This is a genomic window from Leclercia sp. EC_58 (genome assembly GCF_019584355.1).
In the GTDB taxonomy this organism is placed as follows: Bacteria; Pseudomonadota; Gammaproteobacteria; order Enterobacterales; family Enterobacteriaceae; genus Enterobacter.
In genome coordinates, this window is record NZ_VDAM01000001.1 from 2,989,305 (window position 1) to 3,010,171 (window position 20,867).

A 20,867-nucleotide genomic window follows, 5' to 3' on the forward strand; every position below is an offset into this window, starting at 1 on the left:
CCGCCCGGCGTAGCATCCGCAGTGAAGGCTTAGATCACACCCTGACCCATCATCGCATCCGCGACTTTCACAAACCCGGCGATGTTCGCGCCGCGCACGTAGTTGGTCTGCTTCTCTTCCCCGCCGTACTCGACGCAGGCGTGGTGAATATCCAGCATGATGTGATGCAGACGCGCATCCACTTTCTCCGCCTTCCAGCCCATGCGAGCGGCGTTTTGCGCCATCTCGAGGCCAGAGGTCGCCACGCCGCCCGCGTTAGCCGCTTTACCCGGGGCGAACAGTACGCCCGCTTCCAGGAACAGGTCGGTCGCTTCAATGGTGGTGGGCATGTTGGCCCCTTCAGCCACCGCTTTCACGCCGTTGGCGATAAGCTGGCGCGCGGCATCAACATCCAGTTCGTTCTGGGTGGCGCAAGGCAGGGCGATATCCACCGGCACTGACCACGGCTGTTTGCCTTCAAGGTAGGTCAGACCGAATTCACGGGCATAGTCGGCCACGCGACCGTCGCGGCTGGCTTTGATTTCGCACAGGCGCGCCAGTTTTTCGGTTGTGAAGCCCGCCTCATCCACCACGGTGCCGCTGGAGTCGGAGGCGGTGATGACGCGTGCGCCGAACTGCATCGCTTTTTCGATAGCGTACTGAGCCACGTTGCCAGAGCCGGATACGGCGACACGCATGCCCTCAAAGCTCATCCCATGACGCTTCAGCATCGCTTCAGTGAAATAGACCAGACCGTAACCGGTGGCTTCCGGGCGGATCAGGCTGCCGCCGAAGGAGAGGCCTTTCCCGGTAAAGACGCAGGCGCTGTTGTTGGAGAGTTTTTTCATCATCCCGGCCATAAAGCCCACTTCGCGTCCGCCAACCCCGATATCGCCAGCCGGGACGTCGGTGTCGGCGCCCAGGTGACGATAGAGCTCCGTCATCAGCGCCTGGCAGAAACGCATCACTTCGCCTTCGCTTTTGCCTTTTGGATCAAAATCGCTACCGCCTTTGCCGCCGCCCATCGGCAGGGTGGTGAGGGCATTTTTAAAGGTCTGTTCAAAGCCGAGGAACTTCAGAATCGACAGGTTTACCGACGGATGGAAACGCATGCCCCCCTTGAATGGGCCGATCGCCGAGTTGAACTGTACGCGCCAGGCACGGTTGACCTGCACCTGGTTACGGTCGTCAACCCAGACCACACGGAACTGAATCACGCGCTCGGGTTCCACCAGGCGCTCAAGCAGGGACATCTGACGGTAGCGGGGATTTTGTTCCAGAAATGGCCAGAGAGTGGTCATCACTTCGCGGACTGCCTGAGCAAATTCGCTCTGATGCGGGTCACGCTGCTGAACACGATTCAGAAAGGAGTCAAGGGAGCAAGCCTGGTCCATAACTATAAGTTCCTCTAATATATTGGGATTATTTAATTTGTAACAAATATCTTCGTGATGTTGTGTTTTTCGACTATACCACCCGACAGGCTTTGTGACGCAAGCTAAATTTCGTCCTCAAGTTAAATTCATTAAACGCGCCGGGTCATAATAAAAAACGATGACCGAGGGGGGATTAAAGCTCCGCGCTGTTTTTACCGTTATAGTGAATATCAGAACATAACAGGAAGAAGCGTCGATGAAGCGTATTGTGATGGCTGTTTTGCTTGGAGTTTTCGCGGCTGGCAGTCAGGCCGACCAGCGGTTTGGAACCGGGGTGGATGTGAATATCCCGCCGGAGATCTTCAGCTCCAGCGGTCAGCGTCCACCGCCGTGTAACCAGTTCTGCATCTATCAGGATCAGAACTATTCAGAAGGGGCGGTGGTAAAAGCCGAGGGGGTCTTGTTGCAGTGCCAGCGCGATCCTAACGCTTTGAGTACGAATCCGCTGGTGTGGCGTCGCGTAAGAGAATAAACGACTGTAACAAAGGGATATCCGCCGGGGCGAGGTCGTAATCCAGCGCCTCGTGTGGTGAACACCATACCAGCTGGCTGTGATAGCGCGTTTCGGGCGTGCCGGTAAACGCCGGGACGTGCCAGGCGTGTAGGTTAATCAGCCGCTGGGACACTTCCCGTTGATGGCTGGCGATATACTTTGCGGGGCAGGCCTCAATGCCCAACTCCTCGCGCAGTTCACGCACTAATGCCGCGGGCTGGGTTTCCCCCGCCTCCACTTTTCCTCCGGCAAATTCCCACAGACCGGGCTGATCCGCATGCAGCGGGCGCTGCGCCAGTAAAATTTTGCCATCCTGTTCGAGAATAGCGCAGACAACATCGAGTGTTTTTAGCATGGTCGTCAATAATGAATAAAAGAAAAAGAGTTAGGATCTGCGCACTTAACACGCCAGGAGCATCCTGTGAACGAGAGACCACCCGTCTGGGTTAAACCCATCGAATCTATTCCCACCATTCTAACGCCTGTCGCGGCAATGCAGAAAAAACATTATGGCGCAGTGCTTAATCCGCTGCGCTGGTGGGGAAGAATGCCCCGGCTGTTCTGGCTGGTGGCGCTGTTTGTAGGCTTTCTGGAACGCAAAAAATCGCCCCTTGAGCCGGTGCTGCGTTCGCTGCTGATGACCCGCGTCTCGCAGATCTGCCACTGCGCCTTTTGCATCGATGCCAACGCGCTGCGCCTGGCGGAACGCAGCGGCGGGCTGGATAAGGTGCAGGCCGTGGCGACATGGCGCGACAGCAGTCTGTTCAGCGATAAGGAGCGCGCCGCGCTGGCCTATGCGGAAGCCGTTACCGCCACGCCGCCGGTGGTGGATGAGGCCACCAAAGCGGCGCTGCGCCAGTACTTCAATGACGAGGCGATTACCGAGATGACGGCGCTGATTGGTTTTCAGAATTTATCCGCCCGCTTTAACGCGGCGCTGGATATCCCCTCCCAGGGGTTATGCGCGATGAGAGGAGAAAAATCCGATGCTTGACCGTCACCTTCATCCGCGCATCAAGCCGCTACTTAACCGGCTGGTCGCAACCCTGGATAAACCGGGCATCACCCCGGATGGTATTACGCTGATCGGCTTTGCCATCGGGGTACTGGCGCTGCCGTTTCTGGCGCTGGGCTGGTACCTGGCGGCGCTGGTGGCCATTGCGCTGAACCGCTTGCTCGATGGGCTGGACGGCGCGCTGGCCCGGCGGCGCGGGCTGAGCGATGCCGGAGGCTTTCTCGATATCTCCCTCGACTTCCTCTTCTATGCCCTGGTGCCCTTTGGCTTTGCCCTGGCGGATCCGGTTAACAATGCGTTGCCAGCCGCCTGGCTGCTTTTTGCCTTTATCGGCACCGGGAGCAGCTTTCTGGCGTTTGCCGCCCTGGCCGCGAAGCATGAGATAGACAATCCAGGCTATGCCCACAAGTCGTTTTACTATCTGGGTGGCCTGACGGAGGGGACGGAAACGCTGCTGCTGTTCGTGCTCTTTTGCCTGTTCCCGGCGCATTTCGGGTGGCTGGCGTGGGTGTTTGGCGCGTTGTGCTGGCTTACCACCGCAACGCGCATCTGGAGCGGGTATCTGACGCTGAAGGAGGTTCAGCGCCAGCCGGGATCAGAGTGAACTGTCTGGCCCGCGTTCACCGCTCACCACCGGGTTCTGCGGGTTGCTGCTCCACTCATACCAGCCGCCATCATAGACGCCGACATGTTTCCAGCCCATCGCCCGGGCATACATAAAGGTTTCTGATGCCCGCCAGCCGGTGCCGCAGTAAAAGGCCACCTGCTGATCCGGCAGAATGTTCCACTGCTTCCACATCCTGGCGATATCATCCGCGCTGCGCATGGTGCCGTCCGGGTTATGGAAATCCTCCATATGGGTCGAGTCGCTTCCGGCGTGGCCCCAGCGGGCGCCCTGGATTTCACCTTTGGGTTTGATGTAGCTGTAGCCGCTGGTGACACCGGTGAACTCCGGCCACGAGCGAACGCTCACCAGCGAAGCGTCCTGACGATGCAGCAGGCCGCGGGCCTGTTCGGTGCTCAGCATCAGCTGCGGCTGACCGGGGATCGGTGCGCCAAAATCGGCGGCGGGTTCGACATTGTCGGGCGTTCCGCGCTCGACCGGCAGCTTCGCGTCATCCCACGCTTTCCAGCCGCCGTCCAGCAGGCGTACATCTTTCACGCCGGCATACAGCATGATCTGCGCCACGCGCGCGGCGGCGTAGACATCGCGTCCGTAGAGGATCACGGTGGTGTCATGGCGGATGCCGTGTTTCGCCAGCATCGCCTTCAGATCGGCATCAGAGACCTTGTTCCACAGCGGCTCGCTTTCCACTTCGTTGGTGTCGATATAGTCCGCGCCGGGAATGTGGCTCAGCAGATAAAGTTTCGGCGCACCCCAGGCGGCCTCAATCACTTTCCACTCGCCAGCAGGGGCGGCAGGGACCGGTTTTCCCTGCTGGAGCTGATGCAGCCACTGGGGATAGACCAGCTGTTCGAAATGGGCGAGACGCTGCAGGCGAGACGGGGTTTGCAGGGCATCACCGAGCAGGGTGATGTTGCTGAAGCCCGCTTCAGTCAGCCGCGCCTTCACGGCCTGGTTATCGCTGTCGCTGCCATATAACGCGATGGGGGTGGCCAGCGTCAGTTGATGCCGCATGGCCCAGGCTTTCAGCTGCGCCTCGGTCATGGCACCCAGCCAGTTGGCAGAGAGGTTAAGGGCCGAAGGTTCATGTCCGGATGGGCCGTTCAGCGTCTGGGGCCAGCCGTTGTAAAAGGCGCTAATGCGGGTATCGATCACCGCGCCTTTCTGCTGCTGAAGCTCTGAAAGTGTGAGGGAGGGCGCCATATCAGCGGCAAAAGAAAAGAAAGAGGCGAGACCTAACGCGGCGGTCAGCGCGGTCAGTTGAGAAACACGTTTCATCGAAATGCCCGTCGTAAGAAAAAAGAGCGGTGATTGTGGCAATCCTCCCGACAAAAAACGTTGCGTTTGCGCAGGTTGCCATGGGATTCATCGCCAGTTTTCCATCGCCAGCACCCGACCCTCTGCGGGAATATCCTCTTCATCGTGGGTCACCTGAACGACGGGAATTCGCCGGGCGCGCACTTCGGCAAAGACCCAGCGGCGAAACTGGTCGCGCAGCGTTTTATCCAGTCGGCTAAAGGGTTCATCAAGCAGCAGCGCCTGGGGCCGGGCCAGCAGCGCACGCAGCAGGCTGACCCGGGCACGCTGCCCGCCGGACAGCGTGGCGGGATCGCGCTGAAAGAAACCGGGCAAATCGGCGGCATCCAGCGCCGCGATTACCTGCTGTTTACGCTGCTCCCCTTTGATGGACGCCGGAAGCGCCAGCAGCAAATTCTGCCCGACGCTGAAATGATCAAAAAGCAGTGCATCCTGAAACAGCAGACCCAGCCCGCGCTGTTCGGTGGGCAGCGTGTCGCAGCGCCGGGCGTTGATCCACAGCTCCCCTTCGGCGCGAAAATCTGCGGGCAGGGCGCCCACCATCCAGGCAAACAGCGACGATTTGCCGCTGCCGGAAGGGCCCATCAGGGTGAGAATTTCGCCGGGCACCACCGAAAAACTGACGTTGTGCAGCAGCGCCGTCTGGCGCAGAGAGAGCGAAACATCCTTGACCACAAGCATTAACGTAACCCTTGTCGAAAACGGCCAACCAGCCGGGAAAGCAAAATGCAGGCGGCGAAAACCAGCATCGGCAGCAGCAGTTGCCAGAGCGCCTGGGCTGCCAACACCGCGCTACTGCCGCCGCTGCTGAGCGCTACCGCGTCGGTGGTGAGGGTGGCAAACCGTCCGCTCCCCAGCCACAGGGTGGGCAGATACTGCGCCACGCTGACGGAAAAGCCGACGGCAAACGCCGTCAGTGCCGGGCGGATCATCTGCGGGCATTTGATCAGCCAGAAAATTTTAAGCGATCCCCAGCCGAGGGTGCGGGCTGTCAGGATCATACGCGGATCGAGCCTGCGCCAGGCCGGTTGCATCACCAGCAGCATCCACGGCAGCACCCACAACAAATGTCCCCACAGCACGGCGACAAACTGCCCGTCCAGCTGCAACAGCAGCGCCAGCCGGTACTGCCCGGCCACCAGCGGCAGGGCGGGAAGGGCCAGCGGCAGCCAGACCCAGAAGCCTCCGCGCTGTGGTCCCCATTCGAGCCAGAGCAGGATCATCCCCAGCGCTATCCCCGCTGAGAGCAGCCCCAGCGTCAGGCTCATCCCGGCCGTCTCCCGCGAAACGCTGGCATTGCCCGCGACCAGAACCAGCACCACGATGCTGGCGATCCCGGCCAGGGGGAGCAGCAGGCCGCAGGCTCGCCCCAGAAGCAGCGGACGCGGCATCGGGCGCTCCCCGGAGATGGCCGGAATAGTGCGGCGCCAGCGCAGCCAGCTGATAAATATCGCGATGGCAATCAGCTCCAGCAGCAGAAGCAGGATCACGCATACCAGCATCCCCTTCGCCTGCTGGATGCTGTCCCCCTGCGTCAGCCACTGCCACGCCAGCACTGCCAGCGTGGGAGGATTACCCGGCCCGAGGATCAGGGCCACATCCACCACCGACAGCGACCAGGCGATCACCGCCAGCATCACCGCCCCCAGCGCAGGCGCAATGGCGGGCAAGATCAGCCAGCGCAGCGCCTGCCAGCGTCCGTAACCCAGCGATCGCAGGATCGTCACCTTTTGCGCCAGCTCTTTTTCCGGCAGCGAGGCATAAATCGCCCAGACCACAAAGGCGCTCTCCTTGACGGCGAGGGTCAGCCCCAGCCCGATCCCGTAGCGATCCACTATCGGTGAACAGAGAGAACAGAGGCGGTAGAGTTCTCCCCCTTCGGCAAATATCAGCAGCACGCTGACGGCAAACGCCACGTGCGGGATCGCCAGCAGCCACGGCAGGTGGTTGCACAGGCGTCGCCAGCTGCCGGGCCACAGCGCGGCCACCACCGCCAGGGCCAGCATCAGCGCCCCGGCGGCGGCAATCAGGGTGGAAACCAGAGTGGCGGTCAACGCCTGCGGGATCTGCGGATCGGCGGCCAGCGCCCGCCAGTTCTCAAGGGAGAAGATCGGGGGCAGCAGCAGGCCGAAGGCGGGCAGTAACGGCAGGTACACCGCCGCCATCAGCAGCCAGGCAAGCCCGCTTAGTGGGTGCCGTAACGACGCAGCCATTCCTGCTCCAGCGCATTCACCCAGGCGGCATGTGGTTCAGCGAGCGTTGGCGGAAGCTCAGCCGGCATAAACTGGCGCAATTTATCCGCCTCTGCCACCGGGAGTTTTTGTGGATCCAGCACAGTGGGATCGCCCCAGTTAGCCGGGTCCGCCTTGCGGATCTGTGCCTGCGGCGAGAGCAGGAAATTCGCGACAACCTTCGCCCCCGCGCTGGCGGAGGCGTTGGCCGGGATCGCCACAAAATGTACGTTGCCGATCATCCCCTGCTGAAAACCAAAGCTGTAGCTGTCTGCGGGCAGCGCTTTGCTGGCCACTTTCTGCCGGGCGTGGGCCGGGTTAAAGGTGATCGACAGGTTTAAATTGCCGCTGGCCAGCAGGGCATCCATCCGCGCCGGTGAAGGCGGGAAGTCTTTGCCCTCGCGCCACAGATAAGGATGGAGCTTATCCAGCCAGGCCCACAGCGGCGCGGTTACGCGGGCAAAGGTGGCGCTGTCCGGCGGCTGTTTCAGCGCCTCCGGCTGGGTGGTTTGCGTCAGCAGCAGCTGTTCCAGAAACGCGGTGCCGGTAAAGTCGGGCGGCCGTGGGTAGGTGACGGTGCCGGGATGTTGCGTGGCGTATGTCAGCAGCGCCTGCGGGTCGGCCAGCGGTTGCGGCAGGCTCTTGCGGCTGGCGATAAAGGTCAGCTGCGCGCTGCCCCACGGAGACTCGGCTCCCTCGGTCGGGATGGCAAAATCTTCGGTGACCGGTTTCGCGGTATCCACATAGCGCCAGTTAGGAAGCATTTGCGCCCAACCGGTCTGCAACAGCCCGGCGGTTTTGAGGGTGCGGAAGTTCTCACCATTGACCCACAGCAGATCCACCGAACCGTTGGTTTTACGCCCGGCGCTGGCCTCGGTCTGGATGCGCTTCACCGCGTCGGCGGCATCCGCCAGACGGACAATCTTCAGGTTTATGGCGTAGTGGCTTTTCATCTCCCCGCTCACCCAGTCCAGGTAGCGGTTCACCGCCTCATCGCCGCCCCAGGCGTTAATCCAGACGGTCTGGCCGCGGGCATCCTCTTTGATTTTTTGCCAGCCGTCATCGGCCAGCGCGTGTCCTGCCATCAGCAGGCCCGTTAATAACATGCAAAAACGCACACGGCGCATAGTGCCTCTCTGTTATGAAGAAGTGCGGGAAAAGCGGGCGAACAGCCAGCGGGTGATAAGCGGCAGCAGCCCCAGTAGCGTAAAGGCAATGACCACGCCGGGGGAAAGGATATCACGCAGCGCGGCGATCTGCCCCAGCTGGTGTCCGGCGTTAAGATAGACGATCGCCCCTGGCAGCATGCCGAGCTGACTGACCCACCAGTAGCGCCACAATCCGATCGGGGCGATCCCGGCCAGCAGGTTGACCACAAAGAACGGGAACAGCGGCATCAGGCGCAGGGCAAAGAGGTAGAACGCCCCGTCCCGCGAGACACCTTCGTTAACCGTACCCATTGGCCCGGCAAAACGGCGCTGCACCCAGTCCCGCAGCAGGTAGCGGCTGCTCAGCATCGCCAGCGTGGCACCAAGCGTGGCGGCGAACGACACCAGCACAATCCCCGGCCACAGGCCAAACAGCGCCCCGCCGAGCAGGGTCAACACCGCGGCACCCGGCAGCGACAGGGTAGTGACCAGCACATAGAGAAGGAAAAAGAGTATGGCGCTTTGCAGCGGGGCCTGCTGGCAGTATAGCTGCAGGGCCTGATGCTGCGCCTGAAGGTTTTCCAGCGTCAGCGTGCCGGGCGGCAGTAGCTTAAAGAGAAGGGTAAAAGCGCCCAGAAGGGCGCAAATAAGCAGGACTTTATCGCGACGTACAGCCATTTACTTCACGTCGAAGGTCGCCCAGACCGGGGCATGGTCGGACGGTTTTTCCATGCTGCGGATCTCATAGTCGATCCCGGTTTCGATGCAGCGCTCCGCCAGCGGGCTGCTTGCCAGCAGCAGGTCAATGCGCAGGCCGCGGTTATCATCAAAACCTTTAGAGCGGTAGTCAAACCACGAGAAGCGATCGTGGGTTTCCGGGTTAGCGTTGCGGAAGGTATCCACCAGACCCCAGCCCAGCAGACGCCCCATCCACTCGCGCTCTTCCGGCAGGAAGGAGCACTTCCCGCCGCGCAGCCAGCGCTTGCGGCTCTCTTCCCCGATGCCGATGTCCAGATCGGTCGGGCTGATGTTCATATCGCCCATGATCAGCACCGGATGATCTTTTTGCAGCTCCGTCTCCAGCAATGACTGCAGATCCCGGTAGAACTTCTCTTTGGCCGGGAATTTCAGCGGATGGTCGCGGCTCTCGCCCTGGGGGAAGTAACCGTTGATCATGGTGACATTACCCAGTGGGGAGGGCACTTCCGCCATGATGATGCGGCGCTGGGACTCTTCGTTATCTCCCGGGAAACCGCGACGTACCGAGACAGGCGCCGCTTTGGTCAGGAGGGCCACGCCGTAGTGACCTTTCTGGCCGTGATAAAAGACGTTGTAACCCAGTTTTGCCACCTCTTCGAGGGGGAACATATCGTCGTGAACTTTTGTCTCCTGCAGGCCAATGACGTCAGGCTGATGTTTTTCGACGATGGCCTGCAGTTGATGAGGACGGGCGCGCAGGCCGTTGATATTAAAAGAGACAAATTTCATAGTCGCTGCCAGTGCAAGGTGAATAGTGCAAGGATGGTAGCAGAATTTCATCCCGCTGACTGCCGCCGCTGCGTATGTTCCACCCATTACTGCAACAGATCCTGCCGATAGTGCAATTTCTGCACCGTTCTGGCGCGTTACGCCCTCCGATGGCGCGTAAAAGGTATACAAATTTCGCGAGCGATCACAATTCCAGAATTATATTTGGCCTATGCATAATATTTCTGTTTTTCCTTCGGTAAAGCTGCGCTTGTTGTAAAAATATTCACTTTTTATGCAATAACAGTGAATAACTCCATGTTGTAACCTGTTGATATTTCGTTACCCCCTCCCGTTTATGCATTTTTATCGCTGGCTGGCACGAACGCTGCAATCTACATTCACAGGGCAAACACATAAATATTTAACATTTTATCAACCTTTTATTTACCGGATGAGGTCGCTATGTCTCTGTCAATTACGCGTGAAAACTTTGATGAATGGATGATGCCGGTTTACGCCCCGGCGGCTTTTATTCCGGTACGGGGAGAGGGCTCGCGCCTGTGGGATCAGCAGGGCAAAGAGTATATCGACTTTGCTGGGGGCATTGCGGTTAACGCCCTGGGACATGCTCATCCGGCGCTGCGTCAGGCGCTGAACGACCAGGCGGCGAAGTTCTGGCACACCGGGAATGGCTACACCAACGAGCCCGCGCTGCGCCTGGCGAAAAAACTGATCGACGCCACCTTCGCGGAAAAAGTGTTCTTCTGTAACTCAGGCGCTGAGGCTAACGAAGCCGCGCTGAAGCTGGCGCGTAAATATGCCCACGACAATTTTGGCAGCCACAAAAGCGGCATCGTCGCCTTCAAAAATGCCTTCCACGGTCGCACGCTGTTTACCGTCAGCGCGGGCGGTCAGCCTTCCTATTCGCAGGATTTTGCGCCGCTGCCGCCGGATATCCGCCACGCGGTCTATAACGATCTGCAGTCCGCCAGCGAGCTGATTGATGAGTCCACCTGCGCGGTGATCGTTGAGCCGATGCAGGGCGAAGGCGGCGTTGTGCCTGCCGATAAAGCGTTCCTGCAGGGGCTACGCGAGCTGTGCGATCGCCACAACGCGGTGCTGATTTTCGATGAAGTCCAGACCGGCGTCGGCCGCACCGGTGAGCTTTATGCCTATATGCACTACGGCGTGACGCCGGATGTGCTCTCCACCGCCAAAGCGCTGGGCGGCGGCTTCCCTGTCGGGGCAATACTTACCACCGATAAATTTGCCCGGGTGATGACCGTCGGCACCCACGGCACCACCTACGGCGGCAACCCGCTGGCATCGGCAGTAGCCGGTCAGGTGCTGGATATCATCAACACGCCGGAAGTGCTGAACGGCGTGAAGCAGCGTCACGACTGGTTTGTTGAGCGTCTTCAGGCCATCAACAGCAAAACCGGCCTGTTTAAAGAGATTCGCGGCCTGGGGCTGCTGATTGGCTGCGTGCTCACGGATGAATTCGCCGGAAAAGCTAAACTCATTTCACAGGAAGCGGCAAAAGCGGGCGTGATGGTCTTGATCGCCGGGGCTAACGTGGTGCGCTTCGCGCCTGCGCTGGTTGTCAGCGAAGAAGAGGTGCGGACCGGGTTAGATCGCTTTGCGCTGGCCTGCGAACAGGTGAAGTCCGGGGTGTCATCATGATGGTCATCCGTCCCATTGAGCGCGGGGATTTATCCGCCCTCATGCAGCTTGCCGGTAAGACGGGAGGCGGGCTGACCTCGCTTCCCGTTGATGAAAACACGCTCTCGGCGCGCATTGAGCGCTCCATCGAGACCTGGCAAGGGACGCTGCCGAAAGGCGAACAGGGCTACGTGTTTGTGCTGGAAGATACTGTTACTGGCACCGTGGCGGGGATCTGCGCCATTGAGGTGGCGGTGGGCCTGAACGATCCCTGGTATAACTACCGTGTGGGCACCCTGGTGCATGCCTCGAAAGAGCTGAACGTCTACAACGCGCTGCCCACGCTGTTTCTCAGTAACGATCACACCGGCAGCAGCGAGCTCTGCTCGCTGTTTCTCGACCCGGAGTGGCGCAAAGAGGGCAACGGCTATCTGCTCTCCAAATCGCGCTTTCTGTTTATGGCCGCCTTCCGCGATCGCTTTAACGAAAAAGTGGTTGCCGAGATGCGCGGCGTCATCGACGAAACAGGCTTCTCGCCGTTCTGGAAAAGCCTGGGCGAGCGCTTCTTCTCCATGGAGTTCAGCAAGGCGGACTACCTGTGCGGCACCGGGCAGAAAGCTTTTATCGCCGAGTTGATGCCAAAACATCCCATCTACACCCATTTCCTCAGCCCCGAGGCGCAGGCGGTAATTGGCGAGGTCCATCCGCATACCGCGCCGGCCCGCGCGGTGCTGGAAAAAGAGGGCTTCCGCTACCGTAACTATGTCGACATCTTCGACGGCGGCCCGACGCTGGAGTGTGATATCGACCGGGTGCGGGCGATCCGCAAAAGCCGTCTGGTGGAGGTGGCCGAGGGGCAGCCCGCGCCGGGTGAGTTTCCGGCTTGCCTGGTGGCGAACGAACAATATGACAGCTATCGCGCCACGCTGATCCGCGTGGACCCCGAATGTGAACGTCTGGTGCTGACCGCAGCGCAACTGGATGCCCTGAAATGTTGCGCTGGCGATCGTATTCGCATGGTGCGCCTGTGCCCCGAGGAGAAAACAGCATGAATTTATGGATTAACGGTGACTGGGTAACCGGCGAAGGTGAACTTCGCAGCAAACACAACCCGGTGGGGCAGGAGAGATTATGGCAGGGAGCGGATGCCAGTCCCGGGCAGGTTGAGCAGGCGTGCCGCGCCGCGCGCGCCGCGTTCCCCGGCTGGGCGAAGCTGCCGTTCAGCGCTCGCCAGGCCATCGTGGAGAAATTTGCCACCCTGCTGGAGACGAATAAGCAGGAGCTGACCAGCATTATTGCCCGCGAAACCGGCAAACCGCGCTGGGAGGCGGCGACCGAAATTACCGCCATGATCAACAAGGTCGCCATTTCAATCAAGGCGTACCACACCCGCACCGGCGAACAGCGTACCGAGATGGCGGACGGGGCCGCCACGCTGCGCCACCGTCCGCACGGCGTGCTGGCGGTGTTCGGCCCCTATAACTTCCCCGGTCACCTGCCGAACGGCCACATCGTGCCCGCCCTGCTGGCGGGTAACACGGTGATCTTCAAGCCGAGCGAGCTGACGCCCTGGAGCGGCGAGGCGGTGGTCAAACTGTGGGAGCAGGCCGGGCTGCCGCCGGGGGTGCTCAACCTGGTGCAGGGCGGGCGCGAAACCGGTCAGGCGCTGAGTGCGTTGAGCGACATTGACGGGCTGCTCTTTACCGGCAGCGCTGGCACCGGCTATCAGCTCCACCGCCAGCTGGCCGGGCAGCCGGAGAAAATTCTGGCCCTCGAGATGGGCGGCAACAATGCACTGATCGTTGACGATCCGGCAGATATCGATGCCGCGGTCCACCTGACCATCCAGTCGGCCTTTATTACCGCCGGGCAGCGCTGCACCTGCGCCCGTCGGCTGCTGGTCAAACGGGGCGCTGAAGGGGATGCTTTCCTGGCCCGTCTGGTTGAGGTGAGTGGGCGGCTGCTGCCGGGCGAGTGGGATGCCAGCGAGCAGCCGTTCATCGGCGGGCTGATTTCCGAACAGGCGGCAAAAAATGTCTATCACGCCTGGCGGGAACATGTCGCCCGCGGCGGCCAGTCGCTGCTCGAGCCGCGGCTGGTGAAGGCGGGAACCTCTTTATTAACCCCGGCAATCGTCGAGATGACCGGCGTAAGCGGAGTGCCGGACGAAGAGGTCTTTGGCCCGCTGCTCTGCGTCTGGCGCTATGACGACTTTGACCAGGCCATTGCGATGGCGAACGCCACGCGCTACGGCCTGTCGTGCGGGCTGATCTCCCCGGAACGCGAAAAATTTGACCAGCTGCTGCTGGAGGCGCGCGCCGGGATCGTCAACTGGAACAAACCCCTCACCGGCGCGGCCAGCACCGCCCCGTTTGGCGGCGTGGGGGCTTCCGGTAACCATCGCGCCAGCGCCTGGTATGCGGCGGATTACTGCGCCTGGCCGATGGCGAGCCTGGAAACGCCGGCTATTGTCCTGCCGGAGCAGCTGAGTCCGGGCCTCGATTTTACACGGGAGAAGCGTCATGAAAGCGCGTGAAGTTAACTTCGACGGGCTGGTGGGGTTAACCCACCACTACGCCGGGCTGTCGTTCGGCAATGAGGCCTCCACAAAACACCGCTTTCAGATCTCCAACCCGCGGCTGGCGGCAAAGCAGGGGCTGTTAAAAATGAAGGCGCTGGCGGATGCGGGTTTTCCTCAGGCGGTGATCCCGCCGCAGGAGCGGCCTAATGTCGCCGTCCTGCGCCAGCTCGGGTTTACCGGCAGCGACGAGCAGGTAGTGGAGAAAGCGGGCACTCAGATGCCGCAGCTGCTCTCTGCCGCCAGTTCAGCCTCCTCCATGTGGGTTGCCAACGCCGCGACGGTGGCCCCCTCCGCAGATACCCTCGATGGAAAAGTGCATCTGACGGTGGCGAACCTGAACAATAAGTTCCACCGCGCCAGTGAAGCTGGCACCACGGAACAGGTGCTGCGGGCTATTTTCCGCGATGAGTCCCGGTTCAGTGTCCATACAGCGCTGCCGCAGGTGGCGATGTTCGGCGACGAAGGGGCGGCTAACCATAACCGTCTTGGCGGCGATTATGGCGAGCCGGGTCTGCAACTTTTTGTCTATGGTCGTGATGAGGGAATAGGTCCCGCGCCTGCCCGTTACCCGGCCCGTCAGACCCTGGCCGCAAGCCAGGCCGTTGCCCGCCTGAATCAGGTCAATCCGGGCCAGCTGATGTTTGTCCAGCAAAACCCGCTGGTGATCGACCAGGGGGTGTTCCATAACGACGTGATTGCGGTCTCGAATCGCCAGGTGTTGTTCTGCCACGAGCAGGCGTTTGTTCAGCAGTCAGCGCTGCTGCACGCCCTTGGCGATCGCGTGCCCGGATTTATGCCGATTGAGGTGCCAACGGAAGCCGTTTCGGTGCAGGATGCGGTGGCAACCTATCTCTTTAACAGCCAGCTGCTGAGCCGTGACGACGGCAGCATGATGCTGGTGCTACCCCAGGAGTCGCAGAACCATCCTGGCGTCTGGCGCTATCTGAATCAGCTGGTGGCAGAGGATAATCCTATCAGCGAGCTGCGGGTGTTCGATCTGCGCGAAAGCATGGCCAACGGCGGCGGTCCAGCCTGTCTTCGCCTGCGCGTGGTGCTCACTCCTGAGGAGCAGCGGGCGGTGAATCCAGCGGTAATGATGAACGAGACCCTGTTCAACACGCTTAATGACTGGGTGGATCGCTACTATCGCGATCGGTTGACCCAGGCCGACCTGATTGATCCGCAGCTTTTACGAGAAGGACGCGAGGCGCTGGATGCCCTGACCCGCATTTTGCAACTGGGCTCCGTCTATCCGTTCCAGCAATAAAGGAGGCGTTATGGAAAACTTTCTGGCGCTAACCATGGCCAATGAAACGCCCGCCCGACGGGAGGGCAAAGGGGCTTCGTTTCACTGGCGCTGGCTGGTACGCGGCGTGCTGGAGCTGACTCCGGAGGTGGCGAGCACCCGCTCGCTGGTGCTCTCGGCTGGCATCCACGGCAATGAAACGGCGCCGGTGGAAATTGTCGACCTGCTGGTCAGGGCGCTGTTTCGCGGCGAACTGACGCTGCGCTGCCGCCTGCTTGTCATTTATGGCAATCCGCCTGCGCTGAGGGCGGGCAAGCGCTACCTGACCTGCGATATCAATCGCCTGTTCAGCGGGCGCGGGGCGCAGTTTCCGGCCTGCGAGGAGACTGAACGGGCGGCGATGCTGGAGGATCTGTTAGCGGCCTTTTACCAGCAGGCCGGGCCCGATCGCTGGCATCTGGATCTGCATACCGCCATCCGCGCCTCGTATCATGAGCGCTTTGGCGTGCTGCCCCAGCGCAATCAGCCCTGGGATGAGGGCTTTATTCAGTGGCTCGGCGATGCCGGGCTGGAAGCGCTGGTCTTTCATCAGGCCCCGGGGGGCACCTTCACCCACTTCAGCTGTGAACGCTTTGGCGCCCTGGCCTGTACGCTGGAACTGGGCAAAGCGCTACCGTTCGGCCATAACGATCTGACCCGCTTCGCCACGACTCATCGGGCGCTGTATGCCCTGCTGAGCGGTGAGGCACCCGGGCAGCATGTTGCTCCTGTCGAGCAGTACCGGGTGGTGCAGCAGATCACCCGCCACAGCGAGGCCTTTGTGCTGCACATGGCGAGTCATACCCTGAACTTTACGCCGTTCCGCCAGGGGGTATTGCTGGCAGAGGATGGCGAAGAACGCTATGAAGTACAAAAACCAACTGAGTATGTTCTTTTCCCGAACCCCGCCGTGGCCTTTGGGTTGCGCGCCGGGCTGATGCTGGAAAAAGTCACCTAAAAATTACCTGACCCCATCTGCGTAACGCGGTGGGGTTGTTTATTTTCTCAGCCATTTCACTCGCTTGTCGTTTTATTACGGATTATTCCTGGCTGTTTGCTTTATTATTAATCTCTTCGCCGGTATACTCCTCCATAATCTCTTTAAAATCATCCAGATGAATATTTTTGTTTCATCTCTCCACGCTTTATCCTTATTTCCTCCATATTTGACGATAATTTGTTTTTTACACTTTCACTGTTTTACCGTTGCTCTGACTAATTGACGATAAACCCCGTAAAGTTAATCTCGTCAACACGGCATAGCGCCGAAGAATAACTGAAAGGAAGGACAAAATTATGCGTAAATTAACTGCACTGTTTGTTGCCTCTACCCTGGCTCTGGGCGCTACCAGCGCGGCGTTCGCCGCTGATACCGCCACCACCACCACGGCTGCACCGACCGAAGGCAAAATGATGCATCACAAAGGTAAGCCGGGCATGCATCACGACATGATGTTTAAAGACCTGAACCTGACGGATGCACAGAAAGAGCAGATCCGCGACATCATGAAAAGCCAGCGTGACCAGATGAAGCGTCCGCCGGTAGAAGAGCGCCGCGCAATGCATGACATCATCGCCAGCGACTCCTTCGATAAAGCGAAGGCCGAAGCGCAGGTTGATAAGATGGCCGAGCAGCATAAAGCCCGCATGCTGGCGCACATGGAAACCCAGAACAAGATTTACAACATCCTTACCCCGGAACAGAAAAAGCAGTTTAATGCCAATTTTTAGAAGCGTCTGACAGAACGTTCCGCGGCGAAAGGTAAAATGACCACCTCAGCCGAATAATCGGTTCAGCTATTCAAGACCGCCGGAGTCTTGTCCACTCAAGCAGATTTGCTGTGGGCAGGTCCGGCGGTTTTTTCTTTTCCAGCCTCTTGCCAGCCGCCGCCATCCCGGTATTCTCCTGTTATCGATTTGCAGAATGTGTTTGAAATTTCTGACGTTACTTTTTTCATCGTCAGACTAAGGCCCACCCGCACATCTGCCGATACTGTTCTGCAGCGACCTAACGATAACAAACAATAAGCGACCGCCCTGGGCGGGGCGCTCTGGCGCGTATTGCGCCATTTGGAGTGGTGATGGAATTCTTCGATATCCGCAAAATGCCGATCAACCTCTGGCGCAACGGCGCGGGAGAGACGCGCGAAATATGTTGTTTCCCTCCTGCAACCCGGGACTTTAACTGGCGCGCCAGTATTGCCTCCCTTGCCAGCAACGGGGATTTTTCTGTTTCCCCCGGTGTTGATCGGGTGATCACCCTGCTGGAAGGGGGAGAAGTGCATCTGGATGGTGGAAGTGCGTTTACTCACACGCTGCGACGTCATCAACCCTTCAGCTTTGCCGGAGAACTGCCGGTCAAGGCGCAGCTGCTGGAAGGGCAGATGTCGATGGACTTTAACATCATGACCCGCCGGGATTGCTGCCGGGCTAAGGTGCGGGTGGCGGATCGCACCTTCACGACATTCGCCTCACGCGGCGGCGTGGTGTTTGTGCTGAGCGGCGCCTGGCAGCTCGGCGAAAAGCTGCTGACCGCCGATCAGGGCGCGTACTGGCATGAGGGCGACCATACCCTGCGATTGCTTAAGGACGAGGGCACCCTGCTGTTCAGCGAGATCTTCTGGCTTCCAGGCCACTGAGCGGAATGATCTCATACTTGCCCGCCAGCAGCGGCTTGCAGAGGATTTTATACCCATCCTGATCAAAACCGGCGGGCGTACGCAGCAGTTCAGCCGCCTCGTCCAGGCTTTCCACCGCGCCCAGCCAGAGCCAGTTATGGATAATGTGGTAGTGGGTCATCTCCGGGCGCGACTCTTTCAGCGCCACGGCGCAGTCCCACGGCCAGCAGGTGACGCCTATCGCCTGCAACCCCTCAACCAGCCGCTGCTGATGCTCTTCCACGCTCTCTTTCCCGCAGCAGGCCCCTGCACAGCGCTTCAGGGCGGAGCGGAAACAGGCCCGCCCACGGCTTAACGACTCCAGCCCGAGTAGGCCGTAACAGAGCTGTCGCTCGTCGGCCAACGTCTGTAAGGTTTGCAGCGCCGCCCGGCGGTTGGCGAACAGGCCATACAGGTTCGGGGTATGGGAGAAATCGACTTCGCGGGCATACACAATCTGCGGTTTGCCCTCAGCGATCTGCAGCGAGCAGAGCTGGCGATTGCGGCGTAATCGTTTATTGAACAGCGGCTGCTGCTCCTTGATTAAACGCGCTTCGAGCAGCAGGGCGCCCAGCTCGCCCGCGGTTTGTGTCCAGGTGATACGCCGGGACTGGCGCAGCATAGCGGCCTCGTCCGGCGTGCGCAGATGCGATAGCACCCGGCTGCGGATATTAACGCTCTTGCCGATATAAAGCGGCATGGCATCGCTTTCGCCATGAAAGAAGTAGACGCCTGGCTGCTTGGGGAGTGCCTCAAGCCACGGGCGCAGATGTTCGGGATATTCATAGATTGCTGCCGCTTCGAATTCAAGCCGCGGTGCCGATTGACGCCTGCTCACAACATACTCCTGATACTGTTCAGGCATACAGTGTAGCAGCAGTGGTGTGGTTAAAAAAGAGGCGGCATAACCCGCCTCGTCAGAATTACGCTTTCCAGAAGTCGTCGAACACCGTGATCGGCGGGCGACGTTTGTGCTCGGTCTTCAGATACCAGCCTTCGATAATGCGAGCGGTGCCTTCGTCCAGCGTCTTGCCTTCCAGATAATCATCAATATTTTCATAGGTCACGCCCAGCGCGGCTTCATCCGGCAGGGAAGGGCGATCGTCTTCCAGATCTGCGGTAGGGGCTTTTTTATACAGATGCTCCGGACAGCCCAGCGCGGCCAGCAGCTGTTTGCCCTGGCGCTTGTTGAGACGGAACAGCGGATTAATGTCGGTACCGCCATCGCCATATTTGGTGAAGAAGCCGGTCAGGGCTTCTGCTGCATGGTCAGTGCCAACAACCACGCCGCTGGTCATCCCGGCGATGCTGTACTGGGCTTTCATCCGCTCGCGAGCCTTTTCGTTGCCGCGCACGAAGTCGCTCAGCTCAATGCCCGCATCGCGCAGCGCTTTTTCGCTGGCTAACACCGCTTCTTTAATGTTTACCGTCAGCACGCGATCCGGCTGAATAAAGGCGATGGCATCCTGGCAATCCTGCTCGTCGAACTGCACGCCGTAAGGGAGGCGCACCGCGATAAACTGCAGGTCGTTATTGCCCGTTTCGGCGCGCAGTTCACTGATGGCCATTTGGGCGAGCTTCCCGGCGAGGGTGGAGTCCTGACCGCCGCTGATGCCCAGCACCAGCGTCTTCAGAAACGGGAAGCGGGTTAAATAGGATTTCAAAAAATCGACGCTACGGCGGATCTCTTCTTCCGCATTGATGGTGGGTTTAGCACCCAGCGCCTGGATAATTTCTTGTTGCAGAGCCATTTAGCCCCTCCGTTACACAAATTTGCCTGATGAATGTTCTGTTAAAGCTAACTCGTCATGCGGAAAACGACAAGGATCACACATTTGAAATGGGCGAACCAGGGCGATTTAGTCGCTTATGCTTGTATTACAGGAATTTTCCGAAAAAACTTTGCCGTCACGCTTAAGGTTGAAAAATGTGATTTTCTATTCCAGGCTTACATAACACGCTGATAAACAAGAGGACGGAATATGAACAAGAAATTAGCAGGAATGTTAGGCGCAGCGGGTGTAATGACTTTGCTGGCGGGCTGTACCGCTTATGACCGCACCACCGATCAATTTAAAGAGCCTGTGGTCAAAGATGTTAAAAAAGGGATGAGCCGCGCTCAGGTAGAGCAGCTGGCCGGTAAGCCGTCATCTGAAGTGACTATGATCCACGCTCGTGGTACCTGCCAGACTTACATCCTGGGTCAACGTGATGGTAAAACTGAAACCTACTTTGTGGCTCTCGACGATACTGGCCACGTAATGAACTCCGGCTACCAGACCTGTGCGGAATACGATACTGACCCGCAGGCGCCTAAGGCCTGATAACTCCTTTTCCTGAGCAAAGAGACAAACCGGCCACCTGGCCGGTTTTTTTACGTCGCCGTTCACCTTAATTCTCAACGCGAATTATTTGCCTAAAATGTGAAGGGAGTCATAACGACAGGTCAAGGAGAGACAATTGTGGTCTCTATCGGATTATCCCCAGGAAATCAGTTGCCGTATACTCCACTCATCAGATACGCCAGCGAGGGGTTCCGGTCGGTCAAGGCGAGGAGATCGCGGCGAAAGCGGTGAGCACATAAGAGGGAAATTGCTATGGAAAAGAAACATATCTATCTGTTTTGCTCAGCGGGCATGTCAACGTCACTGCTGGTGTCAAAGATGCGCGCGCAGGCAGAAAAGTACGAAGTACCGGTAATTATTGAAGCTTTCCCGGAAACGCTGGCAGGCGAAAAAGGGGCCAATGCGGATGTCGTGCTGTTAGGGCCGCAAATTGCCTATATGTTGCCGGAGATCCAACGTCTGTTACCAAATAAACCGGTTGAAGTGATCGACTCTGCGCTGTACGGCAAAGTGGATGGTTTGGGTGTTCTTAAAGCTGCTGTAGCAGCGATTAAAAAAGCTGCTAATTAATTTTCTTTTTATTTTTCCCGTCAAAGAGCAATTTCACACACAATTACGCCGCA

General features: G+C 59.2%; 22 protein-coding genes. 12 read left to right on the forward strand and 10 right to left on the reverse strand.

Annotated features, from left to right (window positions below):
* Positions 1 to 29: 29 nt before the first annotated feature.
* A complete protein-coding gene (gdhA, locus tag FHC51_RS14695; protein WP_114387332.1) occupies positions 30 to 1,373 on the reverse strand; it encodes an NADP-specific glutamate dehydrogenase in 1,344 nt (447 codons plus the stop codon).
* 238 nt (positions 1,374 to 1,611) lie between these two features.
* Between gdhA and FHC51_RS14700 the strand changes: the two genes are divergently transcribed.
* On the forward strand, positions 1,612 to 1,887 hold the full coding sequence (locus tag FHC51_RS14700) for a YnjH family protein (protein WP_220435877.1): 276 nt from the start codon (positions 1,612 to 1,614) through the stop codon (positions 1,885 to 1,887).
* Here the strand turns inward: FHC51_RS14700 and FHC51_RS14705 are convergent.
* A complete protein-coding gene (locus tag FHC51_RS14705; RefSeq protein WP_220435878.1) occupies positions 1,838 to 2,263 on the reverse strand; it encodes a pyrimidine (deoxy)nucleoside triphosphate diphosphatase in 426 nt (141 codons plus the stop codon). The two genes, FHC51_RS14700 and FHC51_RS14705, sit on opposite strands and share 50 nt — an antisense overlap.
* A 138-nt stretch (positions 2,264 to 2,401) precedes the next feature.
* On the opposite strand from FHC51_RS14705, the gene FHC51_RS14710 reads away from it, so the two are divergent.
* Together FHC51_RS14710 and FHC51_RS14715 are read left to right on the forward strand one after the other, a co-directional pair.
* Positions 2,402 to 2,902, forward strand: coding sequence for a carboxymuconolactone decarboxylase family protein (locus FHC51_RS14710; protein ID WP_220436699.1), 501 nt, complete (start codon positions 2,402 to 2,404; stop codon positions 2,900 to 2,902).
* Positions 2,895 to 3,527 (forward strand): CDP-alcohol phosphatidyltransferase family protein, encoded by a 633-nt coding sequence (locus FHC51_RS14715; RefSeq protein WP_220435879.1) that lies wholly within the window; start codon positions 2,895 to 2,897, stop codon positions 3,525 to 3,527. Before FHC51_RS14710 ends, FHC51_RS14715 begins: the two co-directional genes overlap by 8 nt.
* Here the strand turns inward: FHC51_RS14715 and FHC51_RS14720 are convergent.
* From FHC51_RS14720 to xthA, 6 genes are all read right to left on the reverse strand, one after another.
* Positions 3,519 to 4,826: a sulfurtransferase gene (locus FHC51_RS14720; RefSeq protein ID WP_220435880.1), complete on the reverse strand. Its 1,308-nt coding sequence runs from the start codon at positions 4,824 to 4,826 to the stop codon at positions 3,519 to 3,521. The two genes, FHC51_RS14715 and FHC51_RS14720, sit on opposite strands and share 9 nt — an antisense overlap.
* Before the next feature lie 87 nt (positions 4,827 to 4,913).
* Positions 4,914 to 5,546 carry an ATP-binding cassette domain-containing protein gene (locus tag FHC51_RS14725; protein ID WP_220435881.1) on the reverse strand — a complete coding sequence of 211 codons (633 nt, stop codon included), beginning with the start codon at positions 5,544 to 5,546 and terminating at the stop codon, positions 4,914 to 4,916.
* On the reverse strand, positions 5,546 to 7,078 hold the full coding sequence (locus FHC51_RS14730) for a thiamine ABC transporter permease (RefSeq protein ID WP_220435882.1): 1,533 nt from the start codon (positions 7,076 to 7,078) through the stop codon (positions 5,546 to 5,548). Before FHC51_RS14730 ends, FHC51_RS14725 begins: the two co-directional genes overlap by 1 nt.
* Positions 7,051 to 8,214: an ABC transporter substrate-binding protein gene (locus tag FHC51_RS14735; RefSeq protein WP_375373823.1), complete on the reverse strand. Its 1,164-nt coding sequence runs from the start codon at positions 8,212 to 8,214 to the stop codon at positions 7,051 to 7,053. Before FHC51_RS14735 ends, FHC51_RS14730 begins: the two co-directional genes overlap by 28 nt.
* A 21-nt stretch (positions 8,215 to 8,235) precedes the next feature.
* Positions 8,236 to 8,922, reverse strand: coding sequence for a TVP38/TMEM64 family protein (locus FHC51_RS14740; RefSeq protein WP_220435884.1), 687 nt, complete (start codon positions 8,920 to 8,922; stop codon positions 8,236 to 8,238).
* The gene (xthA, locus tag FHC51_RS14745) at positions 8,923 to 9,732 is read right to left on the reverse strand and encodes an exodeoxyribonuclease III (RefSeq protein ID WP_220435885.1); all 810 of its coding nucleotides are present in this window, start codon (positions 9,730 to 9,732) and stop codon (positions 8,923 to 8,925) included.
* 444 nt (positions 9,733 to 10,176) lie between these two features.
* On the opposite strand from xthA, the gene FHC51_RS14750 reads away from it, so the two are divergent.
* The 7 genes from FHC51_RS14750 (at position 10,177) to ves (ending at position 17,881) form a co-directional block, all read left to right on the forward strand.
* A complete protein-coding gene (locus FHC51_RS14750) occupies positions 10,177 to 11,397 on the forward strand; it encodes an aspartate aminotransferase family protein (protein WP_220435886.1) in 1,221 nt (406 codons plus the stop codon).
* Positions 11,394 to 12,428: an arginine N-succinyltransferase gene (gene astA, locus FHC51_RS14755; protein WP_220435887.1), complete on the forward strand. Its 1,035-nt coding sequence runs from the start codon at positions 11,394 to 11,396 to the stop codon at positions 12,426 to 12,428. The genes FHC51_RS14750 and astA overlap by 4 nt, the downstream gene beginning before the upstream one ends.
* On the forward strand, positions 12,425 to 13,912 hold the full coding sequence (gene astD / locus FHC51_RS14760; protein WP_220435888.1) for a succinylglutamate-semialdehyde dehydrogenase: 1,488 nt from the start codon (positions 12,425 to 12,427) through the stop codon (positions 13,910 to 13,912). Before astA ends, astD begins: the two co-directional genes overlap by 4 nt.
* Positions 13,899 to 15,224: an N-succinylarginine dihydrolase gene (gene astB, locus FHC51_RS14765; protein WP_220435889.1), complete on the forward strand. Its 1,326-nt coding sequence runs from the start codon at positions 13,899 to 13,901 to the stop codon at positions 15,222 to 15,224. The genes astD and astB overlap by 14 nt, the downstream gene beginning before the upstream one ends.
* A 10-nt stretch (positions 15,225 to 15,234) precedes the next feature.
* Positions 15,235 to 16,200 carry a succinylglutamate desuccinylase gene (astE, locus tag FHC51_RS14770; protein ID WP_220435890.1) on the forward strand — a complete coding sequence of 322 codons (966 nt, stop codon included), beginning with the start codon at positions 15,235 to 15,237 and terminating at the stop codon, positions 16,198 to 16,200.
* Positions 16,201 to 16,538: 338 nt separating this feature from the next.
* On the forward strand, positions 16,539 to 16,973 hold the full coding sequence (spy, locus tag FHC51_RS14775; protein ID WP_220435891.1) for an ATP-independent periplasmic protein-refolding chaperone Spy: 435 nt from the start codon (positions 16,539 to 16,541) through the stop codon (positions 16,971 to 16,973).
* A gap of 350 nt (positions 16,974 to 17,323) precedes the next feature.
* The gene (gene ves / locus FHC51_RS14780) at positions 17,324 to 17,881 is read left to right on the forward strand and encodes an environmental stress-induced protein Ves (protein WP_220435892.1); all 558 of its coding nucleotides are present in this window, start codon (positions 17,324 to 17,326) and stop codon (positions 17,879 to 17,881) included.
* Here the strand turns inward: ves and cho are convergent.
* On the reverse strand, positions 17,850 to 18,737 hold the full coding sequence (cho, locus tag FHC51_RS14785) for an excinuclease Cho (protein WP_220435893.1): 888 nt from the start codon (positions 18,735 to 18,737) through the stop codon (positions 17,850 to 17,852). The genes ves and cho overlap by 32 nt on opposite strands.
* Positions 18,738 to 18,822: 85 nt before the next feature.
* Complete coding sequence (gene nadE / locus FHC51_RS14790) at positions 18,823 to 19,650, reverse strand: ammonia-dependent NAD(+) synthetase (protein ID WP_103823835.1); 828 nt, start codon at positions 19,648 to 19,650, stop codon at positions 18,823 to 18,825.
* Positions 19,651 to 19,881: 231 nt separating this feature from the next.
* On the opposite strand from nadE, the gene osmE reads away from it, so the two are divergent.
* Both osmE and chbB read left to right on the forward strand, forming a co-directional pair.
* Positions 19,882 to 20,223, forward strand: coding sequence for an osmotically-inducible lipoprotein OsmE (gene osmE, locus FHC51_RS14795; protein ID WP_220435894.1), 342 nt, complete (start codon positions 19,882 to 19,884; stop codon positions 20,221 to 20,223).
* A gap of 273 nt (positions 20,224 to 20,496) precedes the next feature.
* The gene (gene chbB / locus FHC51_RS14800) at positions 20,497 to 20,814 is read left to right on the forward strand and encodes a PTS N,N'-diacetylchitobiose transporter subunit IIB (protein WP_220435895.1); all 318 of its coding nucleotides are present in this window, start codon (positions 20,497 to 20,499) and stop codon (positions 20,812 to 20,814) included.
* The last annotated feature ends 53 nt before the right edge of the window (positions 20,815 to 20,867 follow it).